Consider the following 12,870-nt stretch of genomic DNA (forward strand, 5'->3'; position numbering starts at 1 on the left):
GCATAATGACGCACGAGCGTCGCACGCAAGGCTCCGGCGCCGAAGTCGCGCACTTCGGCGCAAGCCGCTTCCCGTCGTCGGCGCGCTGCAGGAGAAACACATGAATCGCCCGCTTCATCATCCGTTCCGCACCATCGTCCTGACAACCGTTGCCGCCGGCACGCTCGTGCTGGCCGGCTGCGCGATGCCGCCGCCGACTTCCACGATCCTGAGCCGCCTGCCCGAACCCGGTGCATCGGGCGGCCAGCCGCCCGCGCTGTCGAGCGCCGAACGCAAGCGCTACGACGAGATCGACCAGCAGGTGCTGCGCGAACAGAACAATGCGATGGCAGCCGAGGCCGCCGCGCGCGCATGGGCCTATTACTCGCCGCCGCCGGTGACGGTCTACGGCGGGTATTACGGCGGATGGGGAAATCGCTGGGGCTCGGGCATCAGCTACGGCTACCCGGGATGGTGGTGGTGAGCGTGCATCGCTCAGCCGATTGACTACCGACAGGAAATAAAAAAGCGCGGCATTTCCCGCGCTTTTTCAATGGGTTCGAGCAATCGTGCCTCAGTGATGCGCGGCCTTGCCCTTGTCGCCGCCATGATGCCGCGACGGCTTCGCGATCGACTGCGGATTCGGCACGACACGCACCGGTGCCGCGGAGACGGCGCCGCGCGTCGACGTATTCGACGGCGTGTTGTTCAGCGGTACGGCAGGCGCATTCGGCGACACGAACTGCACGAACACTTCGCCATCCTTCACCATGCCCATCTCGTAGCGCGCGCGCTCTTCGATGGCCGCAGTGCCGCCCTGCAGATCCTGCACTTCGCCTGCGGTGCGCTCGTTACGCAGCTTCTCGTCCGCGTTCTTCCGGAGCTGATCGTCGAGCTGCTGGCGCAATTCATGCACCCGCAGCCAGCCGCCGTGTCCCCACCATAGGGGGTACTGAATGAGCGCCAGCAAGGCAATCAGGACGACAGTGACAAGCCGCATGTAAGAACCGCAGATATAAGAAGCGCCGCTCCGCGCACATGCACAGAGCGGCGTCGATATGACGAACCCGATAGTAGCGCGTTAGCGCAGGTTATAGAAAGCCGATTTACCCGGGTAGCTTGCGATGTCGCCGAGATCTTCCTCGATGCGCAGCAGCTGGTTGTACTTCGAGATGCGGTCGCTGCGCGACAGCGAACCCGTCTTGATCTGACCGGCGTTCAGGCCGACCGCGATGTCCGCGATCGTCGAATCTTCGGTTTCGCCCGAGCGGTGCGAGATCACGGCCGTGTAGCCCGCGCGCTTCGCCATTTCGATCGCCGCGAACGTTTCGGTCAGCGTACCGATCTGGTTGATCTTGATGAGGATCGAGTTCGCGATGCCCTTCTCGATGCCTTCCTTCAGGATGCGCGTATTCGTGACGAACAGGTCGTCGCCGACCAGCTGCACCTTCTTGCCGAGGCGGTCGGTCAGCAGCTTCCAGCCTTCCCAGTCGCTTTCGTGCATGCCGTCCTCGATCGACACGATCGGGAACTTGTCGGCGAGCGTCGCGAGGTAGTCGGTGAATTCGGCCGACGACAGTTGCAGGCCTTCGCCCGCGAGCTGGTACTTGCCGTCGTGGTAGAACTCGGATGCCGCGCAGTCGAGCGCGAGCAGCACGTCTTCGCCCGCACGGTAGCCGGCCTTCTCGATTGCCTGCAGGATCGTCGACAGGCACTCGTCGTTGCTGCCGAAGTTCGGCGCGAAGCCGCCTTCGTCGCCGACTGCCGTGCTCATGCCGCGGTCGCTCAGGATCTTCTTCAGTGCGTGGAACACTTCCGCGCCGCAACGCAGGGCTTCACGGAACGTCGGCTGGCTCACCGGGACGATCATGAATTCCTGGATGTCGAGGCTGTTGTTCGCGTGCGCGCCGCCGTTGACGATGTTCATCATCGGCACCGGCAGTTGCATCGCACCCGAACCGCCGAAGTAGCGGTACAGCGGCAGGCCGGCCTCTTCGGCGGCTGCCTTCGCGACGGCCATCGACACGGCCAGCATCGCGTTCGCGCCGAGGCGCGACTTGTTGTCGGTGCCGTCCAGCTCGAGCAGCGTCTTGTCGAGGAACGCCTGTTCCGACGCGTCGAGGCCCATGATGGCTTCGGAGATTTCGGTGTTGATATGCTCGACTGCCTTCAGCACGCCCTTGCCGTTGTAGCGGCCGGCTTCGCCGTCGCGCAGTTCGATCGCTTCACGCGAGCCGGTGGACGCGCCCGACGGCACCGCCGCGCGGCCCATCGTGCCCGATTCGAGCAGCACGTCGCATTCGACGGTGGGGTTGCCGCGCGAATCCAGAATCTCGCGGCCGATGATATCTACGATTGCACTCATGGGTTTCCTCTGAGAATGACGATGGATTCTTCAAACTGCGACGGCGCGCGCGCCCGAACCGCTTTCGCTACTGACGCGCGAAGCCGTCGCAAGGTTCATTCGATCTTTAATTGAAATCGTTTTCCAGGAACGGATTGCGCTTCACCGCCTGGTCGAGCGTGACGAGGGTCTCCAGCAGCGCGCTCATCCGGTTCAGCGGCACCGCGTTCGGGCCATCCGACTTTGCCTCGGCCGGATTCGGGTGCGTCTCCATGAACAGGCCCGCGACGCCCGTCGCGACCGCCGCACGTGCGAGCACCGGCACGAATTCGCGCTGGCCGCCCGAGCTCGTGCCCTGCCCGCCCGGCAGTTGCACCGAGTGGGTCGCATCGAACACGACCGGCGCGCTCGTCTCGCGCATGATCGCGAGCGAACGCATGTCCGACACCAGATTGTTGTAGCCGAACGAGACACCGCGCTCGCACGCCATGAAGCGATCTTCCGAGAGCCCCGCTTCACGAGCCGCTTCGCGCGCCTTGTCGATCACGTTCTTCATGTCGTGCGGCGCGAGGAACTGGCCCTTCTTGATGTTGACGGGCTTGCCCGAGCGCGCGCACTCATGGATGAAATCGGTCTGGCGGCACAGGAACGCCGGCGTCTGCAGCACGTCGACGACCGACGCGACCTGCTCGATCTCCTCGATCGAATGCACGTCGGTCAGCACCGGCAGGCCGAGCTGGCGCTTCACCTCGGACAGGATCCGCAGGCCCTCGTCCATTCCGAGGCCACGGAACGACTTGCCCGAGCTGCGGTTCGCCTTGTCATAGGACGACTTGTAGATGAACGGAATGTTCAGCTTCGCGCAGATCTCCTTCAGGCGGCCCGCCGTGTCGATCGTCATTTGCTCCGATTCGACGACGCAGGTACCCGCGATCAGGAAGAAAGGCTTGTCGAGACCGACCTCGAAATCGCACAGCTTCATGCTTGCACTCCGCGCGCTTGCTTGTTGACAAGCGCAGCTTCGACGAACGACTTGAAGAGGGGGTGGCCGTCACGCGGCGTGGACGTGAATTCCGGGTGGAACTGGACGCCGACGAACCACGGGTGCATCGAACGCGGCAGCTCCATCATTTCCGGCAGATCCTCGCTCGGGGTACGGGCGCTGATGATAAGGCCGCCGGCTTCGAGCTGGGGCACGAAGCGGTTATTGACTTCATAACGGTGGCGATGGCGCTCGTTCACGTCCTTGCCGTAGATCTCTTCCGCCATCGTGCCCGGCTTGATCGGGCAGCGCTGCGAACCCAGGCGCATCGTACCGCCGAGATCGGACTCCTCGGTGCGCGTCTCGACCTTGCCGTCGCGGTCGTACCATTCGGTGATCAGCGCGACCACGCGTTCCGGCGTGTCCGGCTCGAATTCCGTGCTGTTCGCCTGCTTCAGGCCGACGACGTCGCGCGCGAACTCGATCACCGCGAGCTGCATGCCGAGGCAGATGCCGAGATACGGCACCTTCGCTTCACGCGCATAGCGGATCGCCGCGATCTTGCCTTCCGTGCCGCGACGGCCGAAACCGCCCGGCACCAGCACGGCGTCGAGATGCTTCAGGCTGTCGACACCGTTCGTCTCGATCTCTTCCGAGTCGATGTATTCGATGTTGACCTTGGTCGACGTGTGCAGCGATGCGTGGCGCAGCGCTTCGATCAGCGACTTGTACGACTCGGTCAGGTCGACATACTTGCCGACCATGCCGATCGTCACTTCGTGCTTCGGGTTCTCGAGCTTCTCGACGAGCTCCGACCACATGGTCAGGTCGGCGTCCTTTGGCGACAGCTTCAGTTCCTCGCAGATGATGCGATCGAGGCCCTGGTCGTGCAGCATCTGCGGAATCTTGTAGATGCTGTCGGCGTCCCACACCGAGATCACGGCGTCTTCCGGCACGTTCGAGAACATCGAGATCTTCTTCGATTCGTCGTCCGGAATGCGGCGGTCGGCACGGCACAGCAGCACGTGCGGCAGGATGCCGATCTCGCGCAGCTTCTGCACGCTGTGCTGGGTCGGCTTCGTCTTCAGCTCGCCGGCCGTCGCGACGTACGGCACCAGCGTCAGGTGCACGAAGCACGCGCTGTTGCGGCCGAGGCGCAGGCTCATCTGGCGCGCGGCTTCGAGGAACGGCAGCGACTCGATGTCGCCGACCGTGCCGCCGATCTCGACGATCGCGACATCCGGCTCACCGCAGGTGGCCGACGCGGCCCCGCGCTCGATGAACGCCTGGATTTCGTTCGTGATGTGCGGAATGACCTGCACGGTCTTGCCGAGATAGTCGCCGCGGCGTTCCTTGCGGATCACCGATTCGTAGATCTGGCCGGTCGTGAAGTTGTTGGCCTTGCGCATCTTCGTGCTGATGAAGCGCTCATAATGGCCGAGGTCGAGGTCGGTCTCCGCTCCGTCTTCCGTCACGAACACTTCGCCGTGCTGGAACGGGCTCATCGTGCCGGGGTCGACGTTGATGTAGGGATCGAGTTTGAGGAGGGTGACTTTCAGACCGCGCGATTCGAGGATCGCGGCGAGAGAAGCGGCGGCAATACCCTTGCCAAGGGAAGAAACTACGCCGCCGGTGACGAAAACATATTTGGTCATCGCTGGATGCTCGCGGGAAAAACGGATTATACCGTAAAGCCCGCCCTTCTCTCAGCAATTGGCGTGATGATCCTGCCCTTTCGCGTCGACCCGCACCAGCCGTGCGCGCCGGGGCGAAACCGCCCGCCGGCCGGTGCAACCGCGCGTGCCGGAGGCGGCGCCCCGGCCGCGAAACCGTGCTTCAGGCGCGCTTCGCGAGCGGGGTGACGCCCTGCGCCACATCGCCCTCCGCGGCCTTCAGCGAATTCAGCATCCGCTGCAATGCGCGGGCGGTCTCGAGCGGCCGCTCCATCGGAAACAGGTGGCTGCCTTCCAGCCATTCGACGCGGCCGCGCGCCGCGCGGCGCGTTGCATCGAGCCCGACCTGGCGCACTTCGCGCGAACGCGTGCCGGCGAGAAAGCCGAGCGGCACCGGCGCGCCATGCGCGAGCCGCGGGCCGAGCGTGTGCGGCAGCGTCCGGTAGATCAGGTATTCGACCTGCCGGTCGAACGCGAGCGAGCGCTCGCCGTCGGCACCGGTCTGTGGAATCCCGTAGTCGATGTAGTCGGCCAGCATCCGTTCGTCCCAGCGTGCGAACGCCGGTTTCTCGCGGAAGTGCCGCCAGACTTCGTCACGGCTTACCCAGTGCGTACGCCGGTTGCGTGTCGCGGCGGCCGGCGACAGCCGCTCGTCGAGCCCCGCCCACTGGCTCGCGCGCAATGCGCCGGCGCGCCAGCCCGCGATGATCGGCGAATCGATCATCACGACGCCGCGCACCCATTGCGGTTTCTTCAGCGCGGCCATCAGCGACAGGTAGCCGCCGAGCGAATGGCCGACGAGCCAGACGGGACGCTCGTAGCGGCTGCCGATGTCGTCGAGCAGTTGCTCGACGAGATGCGGCCAGTCGCGCGTCACCGGGTAGCGGCGGTCGTGGCCGATCCGTTCGATGTAGCGCAGCTCGTAGTCGTCGGCCAGCTCGGCGAAGATCGTGCGGTACGTCGACGCCGGAAAGCCGTTCGCATGCGAGAAGTGGAGGATGTCCTTCAAACGCCGATGTCTCCTTTGTCGACGACAGTTAGTGCTTTAGCACTTACTGTCGTCCCATGCTTGGCGGTCGACGACAGTTAGTGCTTTAGCACTTACTGTCGTCCCATGCTTCGCGGTCGACCCGAGTTGGCGCTTCAGCGCTTACTCCGGTCCCATGCTTCGCGTTCTGCCGGTCCCACGCTTCGGCATTGAGCGCGGATCCCGGGCCATCTTTATTTTGATACGCCGGCTTACGCCGCGCTCACCGATCCATCCAGTACCGTCGCCGAACGTCGCGATGACGCTCGAAGGCAAACCCGCCGTCAGCCGACGCGACGTCGAACCGCACGGCGCCGTCGCGATCGGTGCGCGGCAGCGGGATCCCGCGCGCCGCGTAACGGGCGAGCACCGTCCGGTGCGGATGCCCGAAACGATTGCGATAGCCTACAGGAAATACCGCGACGCGCGGCCCGACCGAATCGAGGAAAGGCTCGACCGACGACGTACGGCTGCCGTGGTGCGGAACGACCAGGATCTGCGCGGCCAGCGCGTCGCGCGCAGCGTCCACGAGCCGGCGTTCGCCGCGCGCATCGACGTCGCCCGTCAGCAGCGCGGACGTCTCGCCCGCGTCGATGCGCAGCACGCACGACCGCCCGTTCGACGAGCCCGCGCCCGGGCCGCCTTGCGGCCACAGCATCGTGAACGCGACGCCGTCCCGAGTCCAGCGCTGCCCGGCCGCGCATGGCAGCCGGTCGGCGACGCCGGCGGCGGCCGCATCGCGCCACAACCGGCTGTTCGGCACGATGCCGGCCAGCAGTTGGCGCACGTCGGCTGCCGCATAGACGGCCGGTGCACCGCCCGCGTGATCGGCATCCGCGTGACTGAGCACGAGCGAGTCGATCACCGCGATGCCGCGTGCACGCAACGCCGGCGCGACGATCCGCGCGCCCGCGTGGGTCGACTCCGCGCCCGGCCCCGCATCGAACAGCAAGGTGCGCCGCGCAGTCTCCACCAGCACCGACGCACCCTGCCCGACGTCAAAAACGGTCAGCCGGAAGCCGCCCGGCGGCGGCGCATCAGACGCCGGCGCGACGAGCGGCAGCCACGTGATCGGGGCCGCCCAGCGCAACGGCCAGCCGCGCGGCATCAGCGCCCATGCGACGCCCACGCAGGCCAGCACCAGCACCGGCCAGTCGGGCATGCGCAGCCAGAACACGCCGGCCGGCCAGTCGGCGAGGTAGCCGAGCAGCGTCATCATCGGTTCGAGCGCCGCGTGCGCTAGCCGGAACGCGTATGCATCGAACGGCGCGGGCAGCGCGATGCCGGCCAGCACGACGGGCGTCACGACCGAGCTGACCCACGGAATCGCGAACGCGTTGCCGAACGGGCCCGACAGGGATATCTGCGCGAACCATGCGGCCGTGAGCGGTGCGAGACCGATCGTCACCGCGTACTGCACGCGCGTGGCCTCGGCGATACGGCGCGCGGCGCGTGCCCCCCACCCGCGCAACCGGCTCGACAAGCCGGCCGTGCCGTCGCCCTCCTCGCCTTCCACATCGGCCTCGCGCGCGGCACGCCAGCCGGCGATGGCCAGCAGGATCACGGCGACCGCCCCGAACGACAGCCAGAATCCGGCCGACAGCACGGCCCACGGGTCGGCAAGCAGCACGCCGCCGAGCGACGCGCACAGCACCGCGGAAGTCGGTACGCTGCGCCCGGCCAGATATGCGATGCCGCCGGTCGCGATCATCCACCACGCGCGCTGCGCCGGCACGTTGAAGCCCGCCAGCGCCGCATAGCCGCCCGCGGCCGCCAGCGCGGCGAGCGCGGCCGCGTACGGTGCCGGAAACGCGAGCGTTGCAGCCCGTGTGCGCCAGCGCAGGCGGCGCCAGACCATCGACACGAGCCCGCCCGCGATCGCGCCGACGAGCCCGACATGCAGGCCGGAAATCGCGACCAGGTGGCTCGTGCCCGTGCTGCGCAGCACGTGCCAGTCGTCGTCGCCGATGCCGGACTGGTCGCCGATCGCGAGCGCGGCGACGATGCCGCGATGACCGGCGTCGCTGCCGAGCGACTCGCCGATACGCGTGCGCAGCACGTCGCGCAGCCGATCGATCGACGCAAGCCATCCCGCTGCGCGCGCATCGAGCATTTCCGCCCGCCGGGGCGCGCTGACATAACCGATCGCGCGTATGCCTGCGGCCAGCCACGCCGCCTCGCTGTCGCGCACACCCGGATTGGCCTCGGCATGCGGGCGCTTCAGGCGCACGACGAAACGCCAGCGCTGTGCGGCGCGCAGGTCGGGAAGTGGATCGCGTGTCGCCGATGCGCCATACGCGCGCCACGAAAGCCGGATCAACGGCGGAAAACGGGCCAGCCCCGCATCGTTCGACTCGACCGCGAACAGCAGCCGCGCGCCTGTCTCGTCGATCACGGGCAGCCCGCGAATCACGCCGGTGACGACGATGTCGCGCCCTTCCCATTCGACGGGCAGGCTATCGCGCAGCCGCCATTCTGCCCGTGCGGCCGCGTAACCGAACCCTGCATCGCACGCCGCGAGCGCACACAGCATCCATCCGAACATGGCGGTCCTGCGCGTACGCCGGCGACGCATGCACCACACGCTCAGCGCCGCGCAACCCGCGAGCCCGGCCACACCGATCGTCCATGCGAGCGCACCCGGCAGCGCCGCCTGCCGCTGCAGTACGACCACGCCGAGCGCGAACGCGATCCACCACACGCGCATCGCCCCTCCTCGTCGACCCGACGCCGCCATCGAGAATGCGGCGCCTCAGGGCAACGATTATGCGGACGAAAGTGCGAGTCGCGGCAGCGCGGCGAGCGCGTTAGCCGAAGTGCATAGGGACACCGCGCCGGCGTCGAGCCCGCGCAGTTCGGCGAGCACGTCGCCGATGCGCGGCACCTGGTCGGGTGTGTTGCGGGATTTGTACGCCCATTCGGGCGCGATGTCGGGTGCATCGGTCTCGACGACGAGCGCGTCGAGCGGCAACTCCGTCGCGAGCCGGCGGATCTGCAGCGCGCGCGAGAAGGTCACGTTGCCGCCGAAACCGAGATGCAGCCCTTGCGCGAGAAACGCTTCGGCCTGCTGGAAACTGCCGTTGAACGCATGCGCGATGCCGCGCCGCACGCCCACACGGCGCAGTCCGGCCAGCACGCGATCCTGCGACTTGCGCACGTGGCACAGCACGGGCAGGTCGAATTCGCGCGCCAGCTTGAGCTGCCCCTGGTAGAAGAACTGCTGCCGCTCTTCGTCGAGCCCCGGCACGAAATAGTCGAGGCCGATCTCGCCGATCGCGACGAAGCGCGGATCGTCGAGGCTCGCCTCGATCTCCATGCGCAGCAGGTCGAGATCCTCGTCGCGTGCGCGTGGCGTATACATCGGATGGATGCCCAACGCGTAGACCGCGCCCGGCGTACGTTGCGCGAGTTCGCGCACCGTCGTGAAGTTGTTGCGCCCGACGCTCGGGATCACGATGCGCGACACGCCGGCCGCGCGCGCCGCGTGCGCGACCGCGTCGCGGTCGGCGTCGAACTCGGCGGCGTCGAGATGGCAGTGCGTATCGATCCACATGGCGGCAGTCCTGCGCCCTGGCGCCGCACCGGGACCACCCCGGCAGCAGGCCAAGCGCGTTCGCTTCTCACACCGGCAGCGCCGGCTCCTCGTGCAGCACGCCGTCGCGCAGCCGCATGATGCGGTCGCAGCGCGCGGCGAGATCGGGATCGTGCGTGACGATCACGAAGCTCGTTTCGAGCGTCTCGGACAACTCGAGCATCAGGTTGAACACCGTATCGGCCGTCGTGCCGTCGAGGTTGCCGGTCGGCTCGTCGGCGAGCACGCACGCGGGCTTCGTGACCAGCGCGCGCGCGATCGCCACGCGCTGCCGCTCGCCGCCCGACAGCTCGCCCGGCCGGTGCTTCGCACGCGGGCCGAGACCGACGCGCTCGAGCATCGCCCGGGCCTGCTCGCGCGCGTCCTCGGTCGTCATCCGGCGAATGCGCAGCGGCATCGCGACGTTGTCGAGCGCGGTGAACTCGGGCAGCAGGTGATGGAACTGGTAGACGAAACCGAGCGCACGGTTGCGCAGTTCGTTGCGCTCGCGCTCGGCGAGTTGCGTGAACGGCTTGCCGAGCAGCGACACCTCGCCCGCACTTGGCTCGTCGAGCCCGCCCAGCACGTGCAGCAGCGTGCTCTTGCCGGAACCCGACGCGCCGACGACCGCGAGCTTCTCGCCGCGCCGCACCGTCAGCTCGGTATTGTTGAGCACCTGCACGTTGAAGCCGCCCTGCACGAACGCCTTCGTGATCCCGCGCGCCTGAAGCACGTATTCCTGCATACCTGCCGAATCCTGTTTGTTGTGTTGTCGTGAATCCGCGAATGCGGTCGCGCGATCATTCATAGCGGAGCGCCTCCGCCGGCTTCACCTTCGCGCCGCGCCAGCTCGGATAGAGCGTCGCGACCGCCGACAGCGCGAATGCGATCAGCCCGATCCGGATCACGTCGCTCGCGACGAGCTCGGACGGCAGCTCGCTGATGAAGTACACGGACGGCGGCAGGAACTGCACGCCGAACAGGTGTTCGATCATCGGGATCAGCCACGGGATGCTCCACGCGATCAGGCACCCGAGCGCGACGCCCGACGCCGTGCCGACGAAGCCGATCGTCACGCCCTGCACGACGAAGATCTTCATGATCGACCCCGGCTGCGCGCCGAGCGTGCGCAGGATCGCGATGTCGGCCTGCTTGTTGGTCACCGTCATCACGAGCGACGACACGAGGTTGAACGCGGCCACCGCGATGATCAGCGTGAGGATGATGAACATCATCCGCTTCTCGATCTGCACGGCAGAGAACCACGTCTTGTTCTGCTGGGTCCAGTCGCGGATGTACAGGCTGCCCGACAGCGTATGCGACAACTCGACCGCCACGTCCGGCGCCTTCTGCATGTCCTTCAGCCGCAACCGCACGCCGGTCGGCGCGGCCATCCGGAACAACGCCTCGGCGTCGCGGATGTTGATCATCGCGAGCGTGCTGTCGTATTCGTAGTGCCCGGACTCGAACACGCCGACGACCGTGAACTGCTTCAGCCTCGGCATCATGCCGGCCGGCGTGATCGATCCTTCCGGCGCGACCAGCGTGACCTTGTCGCCGACCGTCACGCCGAGATTGCCCGCGAGCGCATCGCCGAGCACGATGCCGAACTGGCCCGGCACCAGCGCAGCCAGTTGGCCCGCCTTCATGTCCTTGCCGATGTCCGACACCTGCGGCTCGAGCGTGGGCTCGACGCCGCGCAGCATCACGCCGCTGACCGCGTCCTGGCGGGTGAGCAGCGCCTGCGCGTCGACGTACGGCGCCGCGCCGATCACCGACGGATTGCGCCGCGCTTCCTGCGCGGTCAGTTGCCAGTCGGGCATCGAGCCCGTCGGCGAGAACACCTCGACGTGCGCGAGCACCGACAGCATGCGGTCGCGCACTTCCTTCTGGAAGCCGTTCATCACCGACAGCACGACGATCAGCGCCGCGACGCCGAGCGCGATCCCGAGCATCGACACGAGCGCGATGAAGGAAATGAAGCCGTTACCGGTCGTGCGTTTGCCGGCGCGCGTGTAGCGCCAGCCGATCTGCCATTCGTACGGAAGTTTCAAGCGAATCCTTTCTGCTGGTTACGGCGGGGAGGCGCCCCGCGGCCGGACCGCCGCCCGGTGGCGGCCACCGGCCCGGGCACGGTCGAAAAACGGCCGCCGGACGCGAACGGGCCGTCAGCCGGCCCGATCACGCGCGCAGTTTGCCATACAATGCGCACCATCATGCACGACCGACGCCTCCATTTTCTCGTTCCGTTCGCGCTGCCGTCGGCGGCCGATGCGGCCTCGTCCCTGCACACGCTGGACAGCCCCGCGCTCGAAAAGTTGCTCGCCCGCGCCAGCCTCGTCGAGCGCGTGGCCGGCGAGGACTTCCAGCGCACGCTGCCGCACGAGCGCTGGCTGGCCCGCCAGTTCGGCGCCACCCAGGGCAACGCCGCGGACGAGGCGCCGCTCGCGCCCTACATGCTGCTGGCGGACGGCGGCGCCCCCGGCGCGCACGCGTGGGCGTGCGTCGAACCCGTCCACGTCGAAATCGCGCACGATCACCTGGTGCTCGTCGACCCGGCGGCCCTCGCACTCGACGAAGGCGACGCAGCCGCGCTGCTCGCGGTCGCGCGGCCGCTGATCGAAGAACTCGGCGTCCGGCTCGAGGCACCGAACCCGTCACGCTGGTACCTGTCGAGCGAGCAGCTCGCTCGCCTGGCCGGCGCCGCACCGCTGCGCGCGAGCGGCCGCAACATCGAGATCTGGCTGCCGCACGAGGCCCATACGGGCGAGCGCTCGCGGATGTGGATGAAGCTGCAGAACGAAGTGCAGATGGCGTGGTTCCAGCACCCGGTCAACGAGGCCCGCGAGGCGCGTGGCCTGCCGGCCGTCAATTCGATCTGGTTCCATGCACAGGGTACGCTGAAGCCGGTCGGCAAGCCGTTCGCGCGCGTGCTGTCCGCATCGCCCGCGGCGCTGGGCCTCGCGCGCGCCGCGCAAGCCGACGCCGGCGCGCCGCCGGCCGCGTTCGGCGCGCTGCCCGCCGCCGATGGCGCGACGCTCGTCGAACTGCCGGTGCTGACCACCCCGTTCATCGAGCAGGACTGGGCGCGCTGGCACGACGGACTCGTCGCGCTCGAGCGCGACTGGTTCGCGCCGGCCCTTGCCGCGCTGCAGAACGGCGAGCTCGCGAGCGTCGATTTCACGCTGTGCGGCGATACGAGTTCCGTGACGCTGCACGCGACGCGCGGCGACCTGCGCAAGTTCTGGCGCCGCCGCGCGCTGGCCTCCCTGTTCGAATAACAAGCAGACCCCG

11 protein-coding genes are annotated in these 12,870 nt (G+C 67.6%); 2 read left to right on the plus strand and 9 right to left on the minus strand.

Going from position 1 to position 12,870, the window contains the following annotated elements; all coding sequences use genetic code 11:
• The first annotated feature begins 100 nt into the window (after positions 1–100).
• Complete coding sequence (locus LXE91_RS17155; protein WP_039364735.1) at positions 101–463, plus strand: hypothetical protein; 363 nt, start codon at positions 101–103, stop codon at positions 461–463.
• 90 nt (positions 464–553) lie between these two features.
• Here LXE91_RS17155 and ftsB read toward each other — a convergent pair whose 3' ends face one another.
• From ftsB to LXE91_RS17200, 9 genes are all read right to left on the minus strand, one after another.
• Positions 554–979 (minus strand): cell division protein FtsB, encoded by a 426-nt coding sequence (gene ftsB / locus LXE91_RS17160; protein WP_039364737.1) that lies wholly within the window; start codon positions 977–979, stop codon positions 554–556.
• Between the two features lie 81 nt (positions 980–1,060).
• Positions 1,061–2,344, minus strand: a complete 1,284-nt coding sequence (gene eno, locus LXE91_RS17165) for a phosphopyruvate hydratase (RefSeq protein ID WP_011352544.1) — start codon at positions 2,342–2,344, stop codon at positions 1,061–1,063.
• 106 nt (positions 2,345–2,450) lie between these two features.
• Positions 2,451–3,305, minus strand: coding sequence for a 3-deoxy-8-phosphooctulonate synthase (gene kdsA / locus LXE91_RS17170; protein WP_039364739.1), 855 nt, complete (start codon positions 3,303–3,305; stop codon positions 2,451–2,453).
• The gene (locus tag LXE91_RS17175; protein WP_039364741.1) at positions 3,302–4,960 is read right to left on the minus strand and encodes a CTP synthase; all 1,659 of its coding nucleotides are present in this window, start codon (positions 4,958–4,960) and stop codon (positions 3,302–3,304) included. The genes kdsA and LXE91_RS17175 overlap by 4 nt, the downstream gene beginning before the upstream one ends.
• 181 nt (positions 4,961–5,141) lie before the next feature.
• Positions 5,142–5,987: an alpha/beta fold hydrolase gene (locus LXE91_RS17180; RefSeq protein ID WP_039364743.1), complete on the minus strand. Its 846-nt coding sequence runs from the start codon at positions 5,985–5,987 to the stop codon at positions 5,142–5,144.
• Between the two features lie 241 nt (positions 5,988–6,228).
• Positions 6,229–8,712 (minus strand): DNA internalization-related competence protein ComEC/Rec2, encoded by a 2,484-nt coding sequence (locus LXE91_RS17185; RefSeq protein WP_278068100.1) that lies wholly within the window; start codon positions 8,710–8,712, stop codon positions 6,229–6,231.
• Between the two features lie 57 nt (positions 8,713–8,769).
• Positions 8,770–9,558: a TatD family hydrolase gene (locus LXE91_RS17190; RefSeq protein ID WP_039364747.1), complete on the minus strand. Its 789-nt coding sequence runs from the start codon at positions 9,556–9,558 to the stop codon at positions 8,770–8,772.
• A 67-nt stretch (positions 9,559–9,625) separates the two neighbouring features.
• The gene (gene lolD, locus LXE91_RS17195; protein WP_039364748.1) at positions 9,626–10,321 is read right to left on the minus strand and encodes a lipoprotein-releasing ABC transporter ATP-binding protein LolD; all 696 of its coding nucleotides are present in this window, start codon (positions 10,319–10,321) and stop codon (positions 9,626–9,628) included.
• 55 nt (positions 10,322–10,376) lie between these two features.
• The gene (locus tag LXE91_RS17200) at positions 10,377–11,630 is read right to left on the minus strand and encodes a lipoprotein-releasing ABC transporter permease subunit (protein ID WP_021157682.1); all 1,254 of its coding nucleotides are present in this window, start codon (positions 11,628–11,630) and stop codon (positions 10,377–10,379) included.
• Positions 11,631–11,792: 162 nt separating this feature from the next.
• Between LXE91_RS17200 and LXE91_RS17205 the strand changes: the two genes are divergently transcribed.
• On the plus strand, positions 11,793–12,857 hold the full coding sequence (locus tag LXE91_RS17205; RefSeq protein WP_095146052.1) for a regulator: 1,065 nt from the start codon (positions 11,793–11,795) through the stop codon (positions 12,855–12,857).
• Positions 12,858–12,870 lie beyond the last annotated feature (13 nt).

The organism is Burkholderia contaminans, assembly GCF_029633825.1.
Classification (GTDB): Bacteria; Pseudomonadota; Gammaproteobacteria; order Burkholderiales; family Burkholderiaceae; genus Burkholderia; species Burkholderia contaminans.

Bases quoted from the DNA above. Each gene is read 5' to 3' on its own strand.
- lolD (WP_039364748.1), bottom strand. From the start codon at position 10,321: ATGCAGGAATACGTGCTTCAGGCGCGCGGGATCACGAAGGCGTTCGTG.
- LXE91_RS17205 (WP_095146052.1), top strand. From the start codon at position 11,793: ATGCACGACCGACGCCTCCATTTTCTCGTTCCGTTCGCGCTGCCGTCG.
- ftsB (WP_039364737.1), bottom strand. From the start codon at position 979: ATGCGGCTTGTCACTGTCGTCCTGATTGCCTTGCTGGCGCTCATTCAG.
- LXE91_RS17185 (WP_278068100.1), bottom strand. From the start codon at position 8,712: ATGCGCGTGTGGTGGATCGCGTTCGCGCTCGGCGTGGTCGTACTGCAG.
- eno (WP_011352544.1), bottom strand. From the start codon at position 2,344: ATGAGTGCAATCGTAGATATCATCGGCCGCGAGATTCTGGATTCGCGC.
- LXE91_RS17190 (WP_039364747.1), bottom strand. From the start codon at position 9,558: ATGTGGATCGATACGCACTGCCATCTCGACGCCGCCGAGTTCGACGCC.
- LXE91_RS17155 (WP_039364735.1), top strand. From the start codon at position 101: ATGAATCGCCCGCTTCATCATCCGTTCCGCACCATCGTCCTGACAACC.
- kdsA (WP_039364739.1), bottom strand. From the start codon at position 3,305: ATGAAGCTGTGCGATTTCGAGGTCGGTCTCGACAAGCCTTTCTTCCTG.
- LXE91_RS17175 (WP_039364741.1), bottom strand. From the start codon at position 4,960: ATGACCAAATATGTTTTCGTCACCGGCGGCGTAGTTTCTTCCCTTGGC.